The sequence below is a fragment of the Bradyrhizobium tunisiense genome, from assembly GCF_042263385.1.
GTDB classification, from domain to species: Bacteria; Pseudomonadota; Alphaproteobacteria; order Rhizobiales; family Xanthobacteraceae; genus Bradyrhizobium; species Bradyrhizobium tunisiense.
The window spans coordinates 783,887-802,943 of the sequence record NZ_JBHLEV010000002.1; the positions used below are offsets into that span (position 1 = coordinate 783,887).

The window sequence follows — 19,057 nt, forward strand, 5'->3', positions numbered from 1 at the left end:
TCTGATCCGGCGGCCCCCACGGAGGCCCAGCAGGAGACCACGATGTACACGCCACCCTTTTTCAAGCAGGACCGCGCCGCGAGCCTGAAGTTCGCCGAGGAGCGCGGCTTCGGCACCATGTGCGCCTTCGACGGAAAGAAGCCGGTCGCTTCCCCGCTGCCGTTCTATCTGACCTACGCTGCCGACGGCACGCCGCAGGCCGCCTTTCATGTCGCCCGTCACAATCCGCTGCTAAAGCTTGCCGGGGGCGAAGCGTCCTGGTTGCTCGCGGTCAACGGCCCCGATGCCTATGTATCGCCGGACTGGTACGTCTCGCCGGACCAGGTGCCGACCTGGCTCTACCAGTCGGTGCATCTGAGCGGGCCGGTGCGGCCGTTGTCGGACGACGAGCTGTCGGTGCAGATCGACACGCTCAGCGACAAGTTCGAGCACTGGCTGCTGCCGAAGAAGCCGTGGACGTCGGGCAAGATGACGGCGGGCCGGCTCGAAGCGATGAAGAAGGCGATCGTGGGTCTGGTGATGAATGTTGAAGAGGTCGAAGGCAGCTTCAAGCTCAACCAGCACAAATCCGACGCCGATTATGCGGCGATCGCAAATGCACTCGGCGCCGGCGATGCCGACGCGAAGCAGATCTCGGAGTTGATGCGGCAGACCAGGCCGCAAGTTTTTGAACACGACACGAACAAGCTCGAAAGGAGCGCGTCATGAGCCTCGCTGAGACCACGAAAGCCCCGATCACCGGCGCGGCGAAGAAACCCGCAAACGTCTTTGTCGACGGCGGCTCCGGCACCACCGGGCTCGGCATCAACGAGCGGCTGAAGCTGCAGAACGACGTGGTCGTGAAGACGCTTCCCGACGACAAGCGCAAGGATCCCGCGGCCAAGAAGGCGCTGATGGAGGAGGTGGACCTCGTCATTCTCTGTCTGCCCGACGATGCCGCCAAGGAAACCGTTGCGCTGGTCGACAGCATGGGCACGTCGGCGCCGAAGGTGCTGGATGCTTCCACCGCCTATCGGGTCGCGCCCGATTGGGCCTACGGCTTTCCCGAGCTGACGGCCGACCAGGCCGGCAAGATCAAGGCCGCCAGGAAGGTCTCCAATCCCGGCTGCTATCCGACCGGCGCGATCGCGCTGCTGCGGCCGCTCGTCGATGCCGGCCTGTTGCCGCCTGATTATCCCGTCACGGTCAACGCGGTGAGCGGCTATTCCGGCGGGGGCAAGTCGATGATCGCAAGCTTCGAGGATGGCAGCGCGCCGTCCTTCGAGCTCTACGGTCTCGGCTTCGAGCACAAGCATCTGCCGGAGATGCAGCTCTATTCGAACCTGACGCGGCGCCCGATCTTCATTCCCTCTGTCGGCAATTACCGGCAGGGCATGCTGGTCTCGGTGCCGCTGCAGCTCGACACCTTGCCGGGTAAGCCCGGTGGCGCAGACCTCCAGGCCGCGCTGGCAAAGCGCTACGCCGGCTCGAAATACGTCTCGGTGATGCCGCTCCAGAACGAGGCGAGCAAGGGCGGCCGGATCGAGCCGGAGGCGCTCAACGAGACCAACATGCTCGAGCTCTACGTCTTCGCCAGCGACAAATATCATCAGGCCGTGCTGGTCGCGCGGCTCGACAATCTCGGCAAGGGTGCCTCAGGCGCCGCCGTGCAGAACATGCGGCTGATGCTTGGATTGCCGGAGGCGTAGGGCTTTGTGCCCCGGACTCAGCGCGGCACTTCCCCGGCGATGTTGAAGCATCGTCCGGTGCGGTGATGCGCTGCAGAGCCGGGGCCTATTCTTGCTTGTTTCGATTGCAGCCTTCTGTGTCCCGGCTCGCGCTCCGCGCGTCCGGGACACTGGTTCAGAACACCTTGAAGATCGCCAATGCCAGCACGGCCTGGGCGAGGAAGCCAACGGTGAAGGCGAGGGTGCGGAACACCGGGATGCCGAGCGCATAGACGATCAGATGCGCGACGCGCGACCAGAAATAGACGGCGCAGGCCAGCACGGTCCATTTGGTGGAATAGTCGATCGCGTTGAGGATCAAGACCAGCGGTGCAAAGAGCACGAGGTTCTCGACCGCGTTGTCGTGCGCGAACATCAGGCGGTTCGCCCATTCCGATTGCGGCTTGTCGCCGCGCGAGGGATTGGCCATCGCGCCAGTGAGGCCGCGGACCTGGCAGCGGTTGATGGTGTAGGGAATCCAGAGGATCCCGGTCAGGATCACCGTCAGTGTCAGCCAGAACAATTCGCGCGTCATGGTCGATCCTCTCTGTCGTCGCTGCGTTGAGCGCCGAGTCTATACAAAAGCGCGGAAGATTCCGCTATGCGCGGACCCTGACATAGCTGCCGGGGGCGTCCTCGATCGGGGGCAGGGCGTCGCTGCCGACGCTGCGCGCCGGGACTTCCTCCGGATCGATTCCGCGCAGCCATTCACGCCAGTCCGGCCACCACGAGCCCTTGTGCTCCACGGCGTCCTTCATCCACTGCGCGACGTTGACGTCCTTGATGTTGTCGTTGGTCCAGTACTGATACTTGTTCGAGGCCGGCGGATTGACCACGCCGGCGATGTGGCCCGAGCCCGACAACACGTATTTCACCGGGCCGCCGAAGAACTGCGAGCCGTACAGCACCGATTCCGCCGGCGCGATGTGGTCCTCGCGTGTGGCGAGGTTGTAGACGGGCACCTTGACCTTGGAGAGATCGAGCAACGTGTTGTCGAGCACCATCGTGCCCGTGGAGAGCCGGTTCTCCAGATAGCAGTTGCGCAAATAATAGGAATGGTTCGACGCGGTCATGCGCGTCGCATCGGAATTCCAGTGCAACAGATCGAACGCGCTCGGCTGCTGGCCCTTCAGATAGTTGCTGACGACGTAGGACCAGATCAGATCGTTGGAGCGGAGCATGTTGAAGGCCATCGCCATCTTCGAGCCTTCGAGCACGCCGGCCGTCTTCATGTCCTGTTCGAGCGATGCGATCTGCTCCTCGTCGACGAACACGAGGAGATCGCCGGCATGGGTGAAGTCGACCTGCGCGGCGAAGAACGTCGCGGACGCCACGCGCTGGCGACGCTTCTCGGCGAGCCAGGCCAGCGTGGTCGCCAGCATCGTGCCGCCGACGCAATAGCCGGCGGTGTGCACCTTCATCTCGCCGGTGATCTTCTCGATCACGTCCATCGCCGTGAGCGGGCCTTGCTTCATGTAGTCTTCCCAGCTCTTGTTGCCGAGCCGCTTGTCGGGATTGACCCATGAGATCACGAACACGGTGATGCCCTGGTCGACGCACCACTTGATGTAGGATTTCTCCGGCTTGAGATCGAGGATGTAGAACTTGTTGATCCAGGGCGGCACGATCAGGAGCGGGGTGCGCAGCACGCGCTCCGTGGTCGGCGAATACTGGATCAGCTGCATGATCTCGTTCTGGTAGATCACCTTGCCCGGCGTCGTCGCCATGTTGACGCCGACGACGAGATTGTCCGGATTGGACTGGCGGATCTTCAGCATGCCCTTGCCGGCCGCGATGTCCTCGGCCAGCATCGTCAGGCCGCGCGCGAGATTTTCGCCGCTGCTCGCCACAGTCTCGCGCAGCACCTCCGGATTGGTCAGCACGAAGTTGGACGGCGACAGCGCGTTAATGACCTGCTGGACGTAGAACTCCGCCTTGCGGCGGGTCTGCGGATCGAGCCCATCGGCATCGCGCACCAGTTCCTGCGCCCATTTGGCCGTAAGCAGATAGAGCTGCATGACGAAGTCGAAGAACTGGTTCGATTTCCATTCCGGGTCGGCAAAGCGCTTGTCGCGCGGGGAGGGCGCGATCGCGGGCGGGGCGTCCTGGCCGGCCATGCGGCGCGCCGCGGAGCCCCAGAGGTCGAGATAGTCCTTGGCCAGCTTGATCTGCAGATCGGACGAACGGGACGTATCCGACAACCAATATTCGGCGACCGACGTGAAGGTCTTGACCACCTCGGCAAGCTCGGCCGGCGGGCGATCCTGCACCTCGCCGCTCTCGCGCGGCTTGAGGTAAGCGGCGAGCGCCTTGCCGCCGCTCTCCATCGCCCGCGCGACATTCATCGCGAAGGCTTCCGCATCGAACTTCGTCTCGGGTTTGGGCGTATCGGTCGTGGCCATATTCATGAGCAGAACAGTAACGACTCATTCCGTATTCGTCACCGCGAAGCTCGCATGTTTGGCGTTAAACACTCTCGAAGATGTGTTGCAGTGCGACAAATCTTCTTGGTTCCGTCACATTCGGGCCGCACCGCTCGGCTTGGTGGGCAACGGCTGTTTTTCGCTCTCGCCATTTCGGGCAGCAATGGTTTGAGCTTGGGCGCGGTCTTGGGTAAGGTTGCCCGGGGCCGTGCTTTGGGACGAGTAGGGGATTTCCCAGGTGTTGGCGTTATGGGACCTGCAAAAGGCGCTGCCGATCCGCAGCGCGCTGCTGATTGCGGCGCTCGCCATGGGCGGCTGCTCGAGCCAGCTCGCCGATATGACACCCGCGGACGCGCAGGCGCATCCCAGGGAGCCCGGCACCTACCTGCCGGTGCACGATCTGCCACCGGATCGCGACCAGGCAATCATTCCGCTGGAGCAGCGCGCCAAGATCGAGGCCGAGCTTGCAGCCGCGCGTGATCGCCAGGCCGCTGCCGGCAAGGACGCGAAATGAGGCACGGCAACGTAATCGCTGGCGCCCCCGCCTTGCCGTGCTAAAAGATCATGGTTCAGCCGAGAGTCAGGGCGAACGACTTCAGTCTTCGTTGTCGATGATTGCTCTAAGTATTTGATTTTGAGCAGTTTTCAAAGCGATTCTGGGCGCCTCACCCAATCGGCGTCCGTCCTGTCGATTCTGTCCTGACCGGTTGCCCGGAGCCCAGAGAGCCATGGAAGAATTTTACCGCATTCGCCGCCTTCCGCCTTACGTGTTCGAGCAGGTCAACCGGGCCAAGGCGGCCGCGCGGAATGCCGGCGCCGACATCATCGACCTTGGCATGGGCAATCCGGACCTGCCGGCACCGGCGCATGTGCTGGAGAAGCTGAAGGAGACGCTGGGCAAGCCGCGCACCGACCGCTACTCGGCGTCCCGCGGCATCCCCGGATTGCGCAGGGCCCAGGCCGGCTACTACGCCCGCCGCTTCGGCGTGAAGCTCAACCCGGACACCCAGATCGTGGCGACGCTCGGCTCGAAAGAGGGCTTTGCCAATGTGGCGCAGGCGATCACGGCGCCGGGCGACGTCATCCTCTGTCCGAACCCGAGCTACCCGATTCACGCCTTCGGCTTTCTGATGGCGGGCGGCGTCATCCGCTCGGTGCCCTCCGAGCCGACGCCGCAGTTCTTCGAGGCGGTGGAGCGGGCGATCGTGCATTCGATCCCGAAGCCGCTCGCGCTCGTCGTCTGCTATCCTTCGAACCCGACCGCCTATGTCGCGAGCCTCGATTTTTACAAAGACCTCGTCGCGTTCGCGAAGAAGCACGAGATCCTGATCCTGTCCGATCTCGCTTATGCCGAGGTCTATTTCGACGAGAGCAATCCGCCGCCCTCGGTGCTTCAGGTGCCGGGCGCGATGGATGTCGCCGTCGAATTCACCTCGATGTCGAAGACCTATTCGATGGCCGGCTGGCGCATGGGCTTTGCGGTCGGCAATGAGCGCGTGATCGCGGCGCTCGCCCGCGTCAAGTCGTACCTCGATTACGGCGCCTTCACGCCGGTCCAGGTCGCGGCGACCGCGGCGCTGAACGGTCCCGACGATTGCATCAAGGAGATGCGCGACACCTACCGCAAGCGCCGCGATGCGCTGGTGGAATCGTTTGGCCGCGCCGGCTGGGAGATTCCGCCGCCGGAGGCTTCGATGTTCGCCTGGGTGCCGCTGCCGGAAGCCTTCCGCAGCGTCGGCAGCATGCAGTTCGCAACCCTGATGGTGGAGAAATCCGGCGTCGCGGTGTCGCCCGGCGTCGGCTTCGGCGAGCATGGTGAAGGATATGTCCGCATTGCCATGGTGGAAAACGAGCAGCGGATCAGGCAGGCCGCGCGCGGCGTGCGACGCTTCCTTGAAAGCGGCATCGAAACGTTGCACAACGTCGTTCCGCTCGCCAATCGGCGCTAAATTCTCTTCGGCAGGTTTTCTAAGACATCATGGTTGCACCCCTGAAAGTGGGCATAGCGGGGCTCGGCACCGTGGGCGCCGAAGTGGTCCGTTTGATTGAAACGCAGGCGCGCGTGCTCGCGGGTCGCAGCGGCCGCGGCATCCGTGTCGTTGCCGTCACCGCGCGTTCGAAGGCGAAGAAGCGCGGCGTCGATCTGCGCGGCGTCGAATGGGTCAGGGATCCCCTGGCGCTGGCAACCCATCCCGGCATCGATTGCTTCGTTGAACTGATGGGCGGCGCCGGCGATCCGGCACTCTCCGCCGTCGAAGCCGCGCTCAACGCCGGCAAGTCGGTCGTCACCGCCAACAAGGCGCTGCTGGCAAAGCACGGGTTGAAACTGGCGAAAGCCGCTGAAAAGCAGGGCGGTGCGCTGAATTTCGAGGCAGCCGTCGGCGCCGCGATCCCCGTCATCAAGACGTTACGCGAGGGTCTTGCCGGAACCGGCATCAATCGTGTCTACGGTATCCTCAACGGCACCTGCAACTACATCCTGACGCGGATGGAGCAGGAGGGTCTGTCCTTCGCCGAATGCCTCAAGGACGCACAGCGGCTCGGTTATGCCGAGGCCAATCCGTCCTTCGACGTGGATGGTCACGACACCGCGCAAAAACTCGCGATCCTCGCCAGCCTCGCCTTCGGCACGAAAGTTGCTCAAAGCGCGGTGTATGTCGAAGGCATCTCATCGATCGCACCGGAAGACCTGCGCGCGGCGTCCGATCTCGGCTATCGCGTCAAGCTGCTGGGCGTCGCGGTGCGCACCGTCAAGGGCATCGAGCAGCGCGTGCATCCGACCATGGTGCCGAAATCCTCCTCGATCGCGCAGGTGATGGGTGTCACCAATGCGGTCACGATCGACGGCGAGGGCATTCCGCCGATCACGCTGGTCGGCCCCGGCGCCGGCGGCGCCGCGACCGCATCCGCCGTGGTCGCCGACATCGCCGATGTCGCGCGCGGCATCCGTGCCAATCCGTTCGGTCGGCCGATTTCGCAATTGCGCGACACCAAGAAGGCGCCGATGGAGCGCCACGAGGGCGGCTATTACATCCGCCTTCTGGCGCGCGATTTCCCCGGCACCGCGGCTGCGATCGCGACGCGGCTTGCAGAACAGAAGATCTCGATCGAGTCGATCGTGCAGCGTCATCCCAATGGCGGCGCTGCGTCCGATAACGGCAAGGCGGTCCCCGTGCCTGTCATCCTGATCACCTACGCCACGCATGAGGATGCCGTGCGCCGCGCGCTCGCTGCCGTGCAGAAGGACAAGGTGATCAGCGGACGGCCGCAGGTGATCCGGATCGAGAAAAACTAGAGCATGACCTCGGACCCGGTGGGCCGCGCAGCGCGAAGTGTTGAGCGGTTTTCCGAAAAGATCATGCTCAAACAATGAGGGTGGTTCGTCGAACGAACCGTGGGCGTTGAGAGTTGATGTGGGCAGAGACTTCTGTCCAGAACCGTTTTGAAGGAGTTAGCCGATGTCGACCCATATCTCAGTCCCGCCGCAAGCGTTGCTCGAGCGCATTCTCACGCTGGAGATCGTGCGCGTGACCGAGCGGGCGGCGGTGTCGTCGGCGCGGCTGCGCGGGCACGGCAACGAGAAGGCGGCCGACCAGGCTGCGGTGGATGCGATGCGCCGCGAGCTCAACAAGCTCCCGATCGAGGGCACCATCGTGATCGGCGAGGGCGAGCGCGACGAGGCGCCGATGCTCTTCATCGGCGAGAAGGTTGGCCTGAACGCGGGCCCGCAGGTCGACATCGCGGTCGATCCGCTCGAAGGCACCACGCTGTGCGCCAAGAACATGCCGGGCTCGATCGCCACCATGGCGATGGCCGACGGCGGCACGCTGCTGCACGCGCCCGACGTCTACATGCAGAAGCTCGCGATCGGCCCGGGTTACGACAAGGGCGTCGTCGATCTCGATGCGACACCGGCCGACAACGTCCGCCGTCTCGCCAAGGCCAAGGGTGTCCAGCCCGAAGGCATTACGGTTCTCGTGCTCGATCGTCCGCGCCATGCCAGCATCATCGAGAGCGTGCGCTCGACCGGCGCCGCCGTGCGCCTGATCACCGACGGCGACGTTGCCGGCGTGATCCATTGCGCCGACCCTGACAATACCGGCGTCGACATGTATCTCGGCACCGGCGGCGCGCCGGAAGGCGTGCTCGCGGCGGTGGCGCTGCGCTGCATCGGCGGCCAGATGCAGTGCCGCCTCATTCTCGATTCCGCCGAGAAGATCGAACGCGCCGCCAAGATGGGCGTCAACGATCCCAAGATGATCTACGGCATCGAGGACATGGCGCGCGGCGACTGCCTGTTCGCGGCCACCGGCGTCACCACGGGCTCGCTGCTCTCGGGCGTCAAATTCCGCAAGGACGGCGTGATCGAGACAGAGACGGTGGTGATGCGCTCCGTTACCGGCACCGTGCGCTACATCAAGGCCGAGCACCGCGAGCTGGCCAAGTTCCACCTGGACTGAGCAAGGCAATAACAGCATCCGTCATTCCGGGCCTGCGCCTGACGGCGCATCCCGGAATGACCAAGAACAAACAACGCCAGGAAGCGCACATGACCAATCTCTCCGCCGTGAAAGCCCTGGTCTTCGACGTGTTCGGGACGGTCGTGGACTGGCGTACGAGTCTCATCACCGACTTCATGTGGTGGAGCAAGCAGCGCGGGATCAGCGCTGATTGGACCGCGCTCGTCGACGGCTGGCGCGGGATGTACATGGCTTCCATGGACGAGGTGCGCAAACATCCCGAGCGCGGCTATGTCATGCTGGATGACCTGCACCGCCGCTCGCTGGAAAAGCTGGTCGATCAATTCGCGATCAAGGGCCTGACCGAAGCCGACCTCGACTACCTCACCAAGGGCTGGCACCGCCTGCATCCCTGGCCGGACAGCGTCGCCGGCCTCACGCGGCTGAAATCGAAATTCGTGATCTCGCCGCTGTCGAACGGCAACGTCGCGCTGCTCACCAACATGGCGAAGTTCGCCGGCCTGCCGTGGGATCTCATCATGTCGGCCGAGCTGTTCGAGCATTACAAGCCCGACCCCGAGACCTATCTCGGCGCAGCAAAGCTGCTTTGCCTCAAGCCGGAAGAGGTGATGATGGTCGCCGCCCACAACGGCGATCTCGCGGCCGCACAGAAAAACGGACTCAAGACCGCGTTCGTGGCGCGGCCGACGGAATACGGCCCGCTTCAGAAGGTCGACTTCGAAGCGACCGGCAATTGGGACATCGTCGCGAAGGATTTTGGCGGGATCGCCGACAGGCTCGGGTGCTAGGCTACATTTCGCAAAGGCGGGGAAGCGATGAGCAAGCCAGTCCCCGAGCGGTATCGACATCTGCGAACCTTCGCATTCGGCGACAGCCCCGTGCTGGCGGACGAATTGGTCGAGCTCGTCATCAAGGGCATCAAGACCGCGACATGCAGCACCGAAGACGAGCCGAACACCTCCACGCCCGGCGAGCGCTGGGTCGTGCTCGACGGGCGGGCGGAGCCGCGCTGCGTCATCGAAACCACCGAGGTGACGTATCGGCGCTTCAATGAGGTCGACGCAGCCTTTGCGCATGACGAGGGGGAAGGCGACCGGAGCCTGGCCTATTGGCGCCGCGCCCATCAATCCTATTTCGGCAGGCTCGGACGATATAGCGGCGACATGATGCTGATGTGCGAGCGCTTTCGCCTGATCGAAGTCTTCAGAGGTGGACCCGGCGAGGAGTCGTAGCTTCGGCTTAATCGTCAGGCAGACAGAACGTCGCAATCGCAAGATCGATCCGGCGGTCCAGCACGCGGCGATTGAGCTTGAAGCCGGTGTCGGTCAGCAGCCTGAAATGATCGTGGCCGAACACCATGCCGAACAGCATTTCGGCAACGAGGCGGAGCGGCACGCCTTCGAAACGGGGCTCGAGGCGGACCTTCTCAAGTAGGTCGACGATATGCTTCGTGCCGCTCTCCATGATGACCTCGGCAAACATGCGACCCAGCGCAGGCGAGGCCTGGCGTTCACCAATGATCAGGCGCTGCAGCGCGATCTCGCTCGGCGACAACGCCACGTCTGCAGCCTCCCGAAGCATGTTTCGAAGTCGGGTCACCGGTGATCCTTCGGAAGGCGCGTCCGTGAACTGGTCTTTGGGCAGGCTGCCCAGCAGCATGGCGCGGAAGAGGTCGGTCTTGCTTTCGAACAATTTGTAGAGGGTCTTCTTCGACATGCCTGCGGCGCCGGCGATGTCGTCCATGGTCGTCGCGGCGAAGCCTTTGCTGGTGAAGGTGTCCTTCGCCGCCGCCAGCAATTGCGTCATCCGTGCGTCCGGGGCGGGAATCTTGATGGCAGGCCTGATGTGCTCCGAAGACGGGGCCATGCGCTTTTGGCTGCTGGATTCTCTCGCCATGGGAACGTCCGCCGCGTGCTGCTTCACAACTGTTTGAACGCAGTTTCATACGCAGCCTAGCACTTGACTTCGGAGAAGGAAACTACCAAGTTTCCATATGGAAACCGAAGAGTTTCCAAATGTTTCCGCGCGCCCCTCATCGAGGGTCCGCAACTCACCATGGATCGTCATCATGCGTCCTCCGATCGCCCTGGCCGTTCCGTTGATTGCCCTGCTGCTTGCAGCTTGCGGGGACCAGAGCCAGCAGGCCGGACCGCCACAGGTGGTGCCGGAGGTCGGCATCGAGACCTTGAAGCCGCAGGAGGCGAAGGTTTCGACCGTCCTGCCGGGGCGGGTCGTCGCCTACCAGGTCTCCGAAGTCCGGCCGCAGGTCACCGGCATCCTGCTCAAGCGCGACTTCGTGGAAGGCGCCGAAGTCAAGGAAGGCGATCTGCTCTACGAAATCGACCCCGTTCAGTACAAGGCGGCGCTGGCAAGTGCGGAGGCTGCGGTGCAGCGGTCGGAGGCGACGCTCGTCAGCGTGCGCCTGAAGGCCGCGCGCAAGACCCAGTTGCTCCAGACCAACGCGGCGAGCCAGCAGGACGTCGACGATGCGGTCGCAGCCTACAAGCAGGGCGAGGCTGACCTGAAAGCCGCCCAGGCCAACCGCGACACCGCGGCGATCTCGCTCGATCGCACCAAGGTGACCGCCTCGATCTCGGGCCGGATCGGTAAGTCGAGCATCACGCCCGGCGCACTCGTCACCGCGAGCCAGGCCACCGCGATGACGACGATCCAGCAGCTCGATCCCGTCTATGTCGATCTCGACCAGTCGACCTCCGAGATGGAGCGCCTGCGCAATCAGATCGCGAGCGGAAAGCTCAAGCGACCCGCCGAGGGCGTGCAGGTCGAACTTCTCATGGAAAACGGCAAGGCCTACGGCCACAAGGGCAAGTACGGTTTCACTGACGCCAGCGTCAACGAGAGCACCGGGTCGGTCTCCTCGCGCGCGATCTTCGCCAATCCCGAGCGAGCGCTGCTGCCCGGCATGTATGTACGTGCACGCGTCGTCGCCGGTGTCGATGCGAACGCGATCCTGGTGCCGCAGCGCGCGGTCTCGCGCAATCCGCTTGGGCAGGCGGTGGCGATGTTCGTCGACAAGGACGGCAAGGTGGAGCAGCGGACGCTGGATCTGGGCGAGGAAGTCGACGGCAACTGGCTGGTGCGATCGGGCGCCAGAGCGGGGGATCGCCTCGTCGTCGACGGCACGCAGAAGGCCCGTCCCGGCGCGCCGGTCAAGACCGTCGAAGTCGTGGTCGATCCGGCGACCGGCCTCACGGTGAGCCCGACCCGGCAGGCCGACGCGCGGCCGGCGGCCACGACAACGGAGCGGTAATCGCCATGTCGCATTTCTTCATCAAGCGGCCGATCTTCGCCTGGGTCATCGCGATCCTGATCATGCTGGGCGGTGTGCTCGCGATCATGCGCCTGCCGATCGCACAATACCCGCAGATCGCGCCGACTGTCGTCACGATCACGGCGACCTATCCCGGCGCCAATGCCCAGACTGCCGAGAACTCGGTGACCAAGGTCATCGAGCAGAACATGACCGGTCTCGACTATCTCCAATACATGTCGTCGTCGAGCACCTCGACCGGCGTCGTGCAGATCTCGCTGACCTTCACCAACGAGGCCGATGCCGACATCGCCCAGGTGCAGGTTCAGAACAAGCTCCAGCTCGCAACCCCGTTGCTGCCACAGGTCGTGCAGCAGCAGGGAATCAAGGTCGTGAAGTCGTCGGCCAGCTTCCTGATGGTGCTCGGATTCGTCTCCGAGGACGGCCGGTTGGCGGCCAGCGACATCGCCGACTACGTGTCGTCCTCGGTCAACGATCCCATCAGCCGGGTCGCCGGCGTCGGCCAGGTCACGTTGTTCGGCGCCGAATACGCCATGCGCATCTGGCTCGATCCCGACAAGCTCGCCAAATACAATCTCATGCCCGGCGACGTGATCGCGGCGATCCAGACCCAGAACACCCAGGTGACGGCTGGCCAGCTCGGCGGCCTTCCGTCGATCGGCGGTCAGCAGCTCAATGCCACCATCACCTCGCAGAGCCGCCTCCAGACCGTGGAACAGTTCAAGGACATCATCCTGCGCACGGCGTCGTCGGGCCAGGTGGTGCGCGTCGGCGACGTCGCGCGTGTCGAGCTCGGATCGAAATCCTACGATTCCGCGGCGCGCTACAACGGCAAGCCCGCCGCCGGCATGGGCATCAGTCTTGCGACCGGTGCCAACGCGGTCGCGACCTCGGAAGCGGTGAAGGCGCGCGTCGCCCAGCTGAGTGCCACCATGCCGGAGGGGCTTCGCGTCGTCTATCCCTACGACACCACGCCCTTCGTCAAGCTGTCGATCGAGAAGGTGGTGCACACGCTGTTCGAGGCGATCATCCTCGTCTTCGTTGTGATGTTCGTGTTTCTTCAGAGCTGGCGCGCCACCATCATTCCGACCATCGCCGTGCCCGTGGTGCTGCTCGGCACGTTCGGCGTGCTCTCGCTGGCGGGCTATTCGATCAACACGCTGACGATGTTCGCGATGGTGCTGGCGATCGGCCTGTTGGTCGACGATGCCATCGTCGTGGTCGAGAACGTCGAGCGCGTGATGGCCGAGGAGAAGCTCGGTCCGCGCGAGGCGACCGAGAAGTCGATGCGCGAGATTACCGGCGCCCTGATCGGCATCGGTGTCGTATTGTCGGCTGTGTTCATCCCCATGGCGTTCTTCAACGGCTCGGTCGGAATCATCTATCGGCAGTTCGCGCTCACCATCGTCACGGCGATGCTGCTGTCCGTGCTGGTGGCGCTGGTGCTGACGCCGGCGCTGTGCGTCACGATCCTGAAGCCGCCGCAACACGGCGCGCCGCGCGGCTTCTTCGGCCTGTTCAATCGCAGTTTCGACCGCATGGCCGACGGCTATCAGCGCACGGCCGGCGGCGCGATCAAGCGCGTCGCCGGCGTCATGATCGCCTTCGTGGCGATCGTTGCCGGCATGGTCGTCCTGTTCCAGCGGCTGCCGAGCTCATTCCTGCCCGAGGAGGACCAGGGTACGATCATGACCCTGATCCAGCTTCCGGTCGGCGCTACCTCGGCGCGCACGCTCGACGTCGTCAAGCGGGTCGAGCATCAATACCTGGACAACGAGAAGGATGCGGTCGAAGGCGTGTTTGCAGTCAACGGCTTCAGCTTCGCGGGGCAGGGGCAGAACGTTGGCCTCGCCTTCGTCAGCCTGAAGCCGTTCGACGAGCGCAAGCATCCGGGGACTTCTGCGCAGGCCGTGGCCGGCCGCGCCATGGGCGCGTTCGCGAAGATCCGTGACGCCATGGTGTTCGCAGTGTTGCCGCCGTCCATTCCGGGCTTCGGCAATTCCGGCGGCTTCGATCTCTATCTCCAGGACACCGGCGGCAACGGTCACGAGGCCCTGATCCAGGTGCGCAACCAGTTGCTCGGCCAGCTCGCGACGGACAAGCGCGTGGCACAGGCGCGGCCGAACGGCCAGGACGATACGCCGCAATTCAACCTCGACGTCGACCAGGCAAAGGCCACCGCGCTCGGTGTGAATCTCAGCGATCTCAACACCACGCTGTCGGCGGCCTGGGGCGGCGCTTATGTCAACGACTTCATCGACCGCGGCCGCGTCAAGCAGGTCTATGTGCAAAGCGATGCGCCGTTCCGGATGGACACCAGCGACATCGGCCGCTGGTACGTCCGCAACACCGCGGGCTCGATGGTGCCGTTCTCGGCGCTGGCCACCAATCGCTGGAGTTTTGGCTCGCCGCGCCTGGAGCGCTACAACGGCGTTGCCGCCGTCGAGCTTCAGGGCCAGGCGGGGCCGGGCATCAGCTCGGGCGTCGCCATGCAGGCGGTGGAGGAGCAGATGGCCAAGCTGCCGAAGGGCTACGGCCACGAATGGACCGGCCTGTCGTTTCAGGAGCGGCTCACCGGCAGCCAGACGCTCTACCTCTATTCGATCTCGCTGCTGATCGTCTTTCTCAGTCTCGCGGCGCTCTACGAGAGCTGGTCGGTTCCGCTCGCGGTGATGCTGACGGTGCCGATCGGCGTGCTGGGCGCGCTGCTCGCTGCCACGCTGTTCGGCCAGGCCAACGACGTCTATTTCCAGGTCGGTCTGCTCACCACGATCGGTCTCGCCTCGAAGAACGCGATCCTGATCGTCGAATTCGCGCTGGAGCAGATCGCTGCCGGCCGCGGCCTCGTCGAGGCCACGCTGCACGCGGCGCGGCAGCGCCTGCGCCCCATCCTGATGACCTCGCTCGCGTTCATTCTCGGCGTGCTGCCGCTGGCGGTCGCGACCGGTGCGGGCTCCGCCAGCCAGAATGCTGTCGGAATTGGCGTTGCCGGCGGCATGATCGCGGCAACGGTCCTCGGCATCTTCTTCGTCCCCGCGCTGTTGGTGCTCGTTCGGCGGATGTTTCCCGGCGCCCAAGCCGAGACGGCCAAGGCCGTTGCCCTCGCGGAGCCCGCGGAATGACTGCATCGCAGCTCCAGGCGGCTCGCGCCGCCCGGAGCTGATCTGGCTGGTCTACAACGTCATCTGCATCGGCTCGGGATAATAGCGGAAGCCTTCGCCCGTCTTGGCGATGTGGCCATAGCCCGGCCAGGCGAAGTGATAGGACATCACCGGGATTTTGTTCGCCGCGAGCATGGTGAGCAGTTTCACGCGCGATTCCGCCGCCTGCTTCGGATCGGTGTCGTAGGAGAACTCCATCCGCGGCCGCTCCAGCAGCAGCACCGAATGGTGCGAGAGGTCGCCGAGAAAGGCGAAGGATTTGCCGGCCGACGAGACCGTGAAGATGGTGTGACCGACGGTGTGACCCGGCGCGGCGATGGCCTGCACGCCCGGAAGGAACTCCTGACCGTCCTTGAAGAACACGATGCGGTCGCGGACCGGCAGCAGGTTCTTCCGGGCGTGGACGACGAAGTCCTTCGCGGCGCTGCCGAGCTTGCCTTCGTCGGTCCAGAAGTCGAAATCGGTCTGGGAGATGTAGACCTGCGCGTTCGGAAACAGCGGCTTGCCGCCTTCGTCCACGATGCCGCCGATATGGTCGATATGGGCATGCGAGCAGACCACGGCGTCGATGTCCCCCGGCTTGATGCCGGCCTCGGTCATGCTCTTCTGTTGTCGCCCGGTGCTTGCGCCGAACATTTTCGAGCTGCCCATGCCGGTATCGAACAGGATGAGCTTGTCGCCGGTGTTCACGATCGGAGAATTCTGTTCGAGCACGACGTTGTCCGGCGACAGGAAATTGTCGGCCAGCATCTTCTTGACCTCTTCCTTGGGAACGCCCGTGAACGTCCCGGAGGGATCACCCAACGGTAAGGGCCCGTCGGACACGACGGTCACCTCGGCGTCGCCGAGAACGAAGCGATGCCAGTAGGGCGTCTGGGTGCCGAGCTTGGGAGCCCGCGCCAGCGCGCTGCTGCCGAGCATGGCGCTGGCACCAAGACCCGCCCCGAGTGCGAGCAGGGACCGGCGAGAGACATCGATTGTCATGCATTTCCTCCGCTTTGTCTTTTATCTTGCGCAATTGTATGCGCATCGCGGCCGGCCGTCGGTCATGTGGCCGAGGTCGGCAGGTTCCATGCTGCGCTGGTTACGTCTAGCTAGCAAGTAGAATTGGTTCGCAGATATGCGACCGCGGAATTGCGCTCTACGCAATTCTCAGCGCGATGTCATTGCCTTCCGTCTCGGCAAAACCCGCCTGCAAGACCTCTTCGCGCTTATGGCGCAGATGTGCTCGCAGGATATGAGAAAGGCCGACGCCGTCGCGGCGCTGGAGTGCGTTCAGGATCGCCTCATGCTCCCTGACCGCGAGCGCCCAGCGCTGCGGCGTCATCGGCGTGACGTAGCGCGCACGCCGGATGCGCGCGGTCACGGAGGTGTACAGCCCCGCGAGCACGGGGTTTCCGGCGGCGTTGACGATGGCTTCGTGAATGGCGCGGTTGCCGCGATAGTATTGGATCAGATCGCTCTCGCGATAATGCTGCACCATGTCCGCATGCGTGGCGGCGATCGCATCGATCTCCGCGTCGGTGATGCGCTCGCAGGCGAGCTCGCCGGCAAGAGCCTCCAGGCCCTGGCAGACCTCGAACAGATCGCGCATGTCCTTGTCGGTCAGCTTCGCCGCGCGCGAGCCGCGGTGCGGCAGCAACTGCACGAGACCTTCGGCAGCGAGCACCTTGAGCGCTTCACGCAGCGGCGTGCGCGAGATCTCGAGCCGCTCGCACAGCTCGCGCTCGGGAATCCGCGCGCCTGGCGGAATCTCGCCGTCGAGCAGGATGGCGCGGATGCGTCCGACGACGTCTTCATGAAGCATGGCACCAGCGCTCACTTTGAATTCAAAAACACAGAAATCGATCGAAATCTGCAAGTTCCAGCTTGCTTATGGCAGATTTTGCATTCAAAAATGTAAAAAACAAGAGGACATGAGGAAATGGACCTGGCTGCGGAGGCGGACGACCTCGTTTTTGAATGCAAGGACGGCATCGGGCGGATCACCTTCAACCGCCCGCAGGCCCGTAACGCCTTCACCTTCGCCATGTATGAGCGGCTGGCCGCGATCTGCGAGCAGGCCAACGGCGACCATTCGATCAAGGTGCTGGTGCTGCGCGGGGCAGGCGACAAGGCGTTCGCCGCGGGCACCGACATCAATCAGTTCCGCGAATTCAAGGCGCCGCAGGATGCCATCGATTACGAGAACCGCATCGATCGGGTGCTGACGACGCTGGAGGAGTGTCGGGTGCCGACGATCGCAGCGATCAACGGGTTCTGCACCGGAGGCGGGGCGGGCATCGCCGCGGCCTGTGACCTGCGCATCGGCACGAGGAGCGCCAAGATCGGCTTTCCCATCGCGAGGACGCTCGGCAATTGCCTGTCCATGTCCAATGTCGGCCGCCTCACGGCGCTCATTGGGGCTGCGCGCGTCAAGGATCTGATCTTCACCGCGCGTCTGGTCGATGCCACGGAAGCCGCCAGCGTCGGGCTGCTCGGCGAGGTGGTCGAGGACATTGCCGCGCTGGAGAAGCGCGCCGATGAGGTCGCCCGGCTGCTCGCCAGCCATGCGCCGCTGACGCTGAATGCGACCAAGCAGGCCGTCGCCCGCCTGCAACGGCGCCCCACGGGAGACGAGGGCGAAGACCTCATCCTGCTGTGCTACACGAGCCAGGATTTTCGTGAAGGGCTCGATGCTTTCCTCAACAAGCGCGCGCCGCAATGGCGCGGCCAATAGGACGCCCCGATGCCAAGTTCGCAATCCGCCTCCCGCCGTTCGGGACCGCTCGCCGGTCTCAAGGTCGTCGATCTCACCCATGTCATGGCCGGGCCGACCTGCACCCTGATGCTTGCCGACATGGGCGCCGACGTCATCAAGATCGAGAAATGGCCGAACGGCGACGACACCCGCCATTCGGTGCCGCCGAAGATCGGCGATGAAGCCGCCTCCTTCCTGATGATGAACCGCAACAAGCGCGGCGTCGTGCTGGACCTGAAGACCGAAGGCGGCAAGGAAGTGCTGCGGCGCTTGATCGCAAGCGCCGACGTGCTGGTCGAGAACTTTGCGCCCGGCGCGATGGAGCGTCTCGGCTTCGGCTACGAGGCGCTGCATGCCGAATTCCCGTCGCTGATCTACTGCTCGCTGTCCGGCTTCGGCCGCACCGGCCCCTACAAGCACCGCCGCGGCTTCGATCTGGTCGCGCAGGCCATGAGCGGCATCATGAGCTTCACCGGCGAGCGTCCCGACGGCCCGCCCGTCAAATGCGGTCCGCCGCTCTCCGACATCACCGCCGGTCTGCTGGCGAGCATGGGCATCCTCGCGGCCTATGCCCATCGTCTCAAGACTGGAGAAGGGCAGTGGGTCGAGACCTCGCTCTACGAGGCTGCACTGGTGCAGACCTATTGGCAGTCGACCATTGCGCTCGCCGCCGGTACCGCGCCCCGCGCGATGGGGTCGGCGCATCCGCTCAACGCGCCATACCAGGCCTTCGAAGCCTCGGACGGCTGGCTGGTCGTCGGCGGCGCCAACAAGAAGCACTGGCTGCTGATGCTTGAAGCGCTCGGCGCCAGCGAGCTCGCCGCCGATCCGCGCTTCGTCACCGGGGCCGATCGCATGGCCAATCTGAAGGAGCTCGAAGCGGTCCTGAGCGAACGCTTCCGCACCAAATCGCGCGCACACTGGCTCGCGGCACTGGACGAGAAGGGCGTGCCGTGCGGACCTGTGCACGACATGCTGGAGGCCCTCGGCGATCCCCAGACGCTGGCGCGAGAGATGGTGGTCGAGGTCGAGCACTCCACGCTCGGCCCCGTCAAGACGATCGGCCTTCCCATCAAGTTTTCGGAGACCCCAGGCAAAGTGCGATCGGGCGCTCCGGTCTATGGTGAACACACGGACGAGGTGCTGGCCGAGCACGGGTTCGACCAGTCACGAATCGAAGCGCTCGAAAAAGAGGGCGCGATCGTGCGGGCATCAGGCAGACGCGAGGAACGCGTCGCCTGAGCCGAAGGCAAG

The 19,057-nt window shown here is 64.3% G+C and carries 17 protein-coding genes; 12 read left to right on the top strand and 5 right to left on the bottom strand.

Annotated features, from left to right (window positions below; genetic code table 11):
* Positions 1-42: 42 nt before the first annotated feature.
* Positions 43-708: an FMN-binding negative transcriptional regulator gene (locus ACFDR6_RS11075; RefSeq protein ID WP_375858267.1), complete on the top strand. Its 666-nt coding sequence runs from the start codon at positions 43-45 to the stop codon at positions 706-708.
* Complete coding sequence (gene argC, locus ACFDR6_RS11080; protein ID WP_212085576.1) at positions 705-1,688, top strand: N-acetyl-gamma-glutamyl-phosphate reductase; 984 nt, start codon at positions 705-707, stop codon at positions 1,686-1,688. The genes ACFDR6_RS11075 and argC overlap by 4 nt, the downstream gene beginning before the upstream one ends.
* Before the next feature lie 154 nt (positions 1,689-1,842).
* On the opposite strand, the gene ACFDR6_RS11085 is transcribed toward argC, so the two are convergent.
* Together ACFDR6_RS11085 and ACFDR6_RS11090 are read right to left on the bottom strand one after the other, a co-directional pair.
* A complete protein-coding gene (locus ACFDR6_RS11085; RefSeq protein ID WP_094974315.1) occupies positions 1,843-2,241 on the bottom strand; it encodes an MAPEG family protein in 399 nt (132 codons plus the stop codon).
* A 64-nt stretch (positions 2,242-2,305) separates the two neighbouring features.
* Complete coding sequence (locus ACFDR6_RS11090; protein WP_212085574.1) at positions 2,306-4,114, bottom strand: PHA/PHB synthase family protein; 1,809 nt, start codon at positions 4,112-4,114, stop codon at positions 2,306-2,308.
* A 253-nt stretch (positions 4,115-4,367) separates the two neighbouring features.
* Here ACFDR6_RS11090 and ACFDR6_RS11095 point away from each other — a divergent pair, with 253 nt between their 5' ends.
* From ACFDR6_RS11095 to ACFDR6_RS11120, 6 genes are all read left to right on the top strand, one after another.
* Positions 4,368-4,643, top strand: a complete 276-nt coding sequence (locus ACFDR6_RS11095; protein ID WP_212085572.1) for a hypothetical protein — start codon at positions 4,368-4,370, stop codon at positions 4,641-4,643.
* A gap of 214 nt (positions 4,644-4,857) precedes the next feature.
* A complete protein-coding gene (locus ACFDR6_RS11100; RefSeq protein ID WP_212085570.1) occupies positions 4,858-6,078 on the top strand; it encodes an LL-diaminopimelate aminotransferase in 1,221 nt (406 codons plus the stop codon).
* A 29-nt stretch (positions 6,079-6,107) separates the two neighbouring features.
* Positions 6,108-7,424, top strand: a complete 1,317-nt coding sequence (locus ACFDR6_RS11105) for a homoserine dehydrogenase (protein ID WP_375858268.1) — start codon at positions 6,108-6,110, stop codon at positions 7,422-7,424.
* A 163-nt stretch (positions 7,425-7,587) separates the two neighbouring features.
* Positions 7,588-8,589, top strand: coding sequence for a class II fructose-bisphosphatase (gene glpX / locus ACFDR6_RS11110; protein ID WP_212085566.1), 1,002 nt, complete (start codon positions 7,588-7,590; stop codon positions 8,587-8,589).
* An 89-nt stretch (positions 8,590-8,678) separates the two neighbouring features.
* Positions 8,679-9,398, top strand: a complete 720-nt coding sequence (locus ACFDR6_RS11115; RefSeq protein ID WP_317239639.1) for a haloacid dehalogenase type II — start codon at positions 8,679-8,681, stop codon at positions 9,396-9,398.
* Between the two features lie 27 nt (positions 9,399-9,425).
* Entirely contained in the window at positions 9,426-9,842 is a 417-nt protein-coding gene (locus tag ACFDR6_RS11120; RefSeq protein WP_375858269.1) for an ASCH domain-containing protein, read from the top strand.
* 7 nt (positions 9,843-9,849) lie between these two features.
* On the opposite strand, the gene ACFDR6_RS11125 is transcribed toward ACFDR6_RS11120, so the two are convergent.
* On the bottom strand, positions 9,850-10,506 hold the full coding sequence (locus tag ACFDR6_RS11125) for a TetR/AcrR family transcriptional regulator (protein ID WP_375858270.1): 657 nt from the start codon (positions 10,504-10,506) through the stop codon (positions 9,850-9,852).
* Positions 10,507-10,678: 172 nt separating this feature from the next.
* Here ACFDR6_RS11125 and ACFDR6_RS11130 point away from each other — a divergent pair, with 172 nt between their 5' ends.
* Both ACFDR6_RS11130 and ACFDR6_RS11135 read left to right on the top strand, forming a co-directional pair.
* Positions 10,679-11,881, top strand: a complete 1,203-nt coding sequence (locus ACFDR6_RS11130) for an efflux RND transporter periplasmic adaptor subunit (RefSeq protein ID WP_375858271.1) — start codon at positions 10,679-10,681, stop codon at positions 11,879-11,881.
* A gap of 5 nt (positions 11,882-11,886) precedes the next feature.
* Positions 11,887-15,024 (top strand): efflux RND transporter permease subunit, encoded by a 3,138-nt coding sequence (locus tag ACFDR6_RS11135; protein WP_375858272.1) that lies wholly within the window; start codon positions 11,887-11,889, stop codon positions 15,022-15,024.
* A gap of 51 nt (positions 15,025-15,075) precedes the next feature.
* On the opposite strand, the gene ACFDR6_RS11140 is transcribed toward ACFDR6_RS11135, so the two are convergent.
* Both ACFDR6_RS11140 and ACFDR6_RS11145 read right to left on the bottom strand, forming a co-directional pair.
* Positions 15,076-16,047, bottom strand: coding sequence for an MBL fold metallo-hydrolase (locus ACFDR6_RS11140; protein ID WP_212085541.1), 972 nt, complete (start codon positions 16,045-16,047; stop codon positions 15,076-15,078).
* A gap of 157 nt (positions 16,048-16,204) precedes the next feature.
* The gene (locus tag ACFDR6_RS11145) at positions 16,205-16,870 is read right to left on the bottom strand and encodes a GntR family transcriptional regulator (RefSeq protein WP_375858273.1); all 666 of its coding nucleotides are present in this window, start codon (positions 16,868-16,870) and stop codon (positions 16,205-16,207) included.
* 117 nt (positions 16,871-16,987) lie between these two features.
* Here ACFDR6_RS11145 and ACFDR6_RS11150 point away from each other — a divergent pair, with 117 nt between their 5' ends.
* The gene (locus ACFDR6_RS11150; protein WP_317239634.1) at positions 16,988-17,782 is read left to right on the top strand and encodes an enoyl-CoA hydratase/isomerase family protein; all 795 of its coding nucleotides are present in this window, start codon (positions 16,988-16,990) and stop codon (positions 17,780-17,782) included.
* A 9-nt stretch (positions 17,783-17,791) separates the two neighbouring features.
* Positions 17,792-19,045 (top strand): CaiB/BaiF CoA transferase family protein, encoded by a 1,254-nt coding sequence (locus ACFDR6_RS11155; RefSeq protein ID WP_375858274.1) that lies wholly within the window; start codon positions 17,792-17,794, stop codon positions 19,043-19,045.
* The last annotated feature ends 12 nt before the right edge of the window (positions 19,046-19,057 follow it).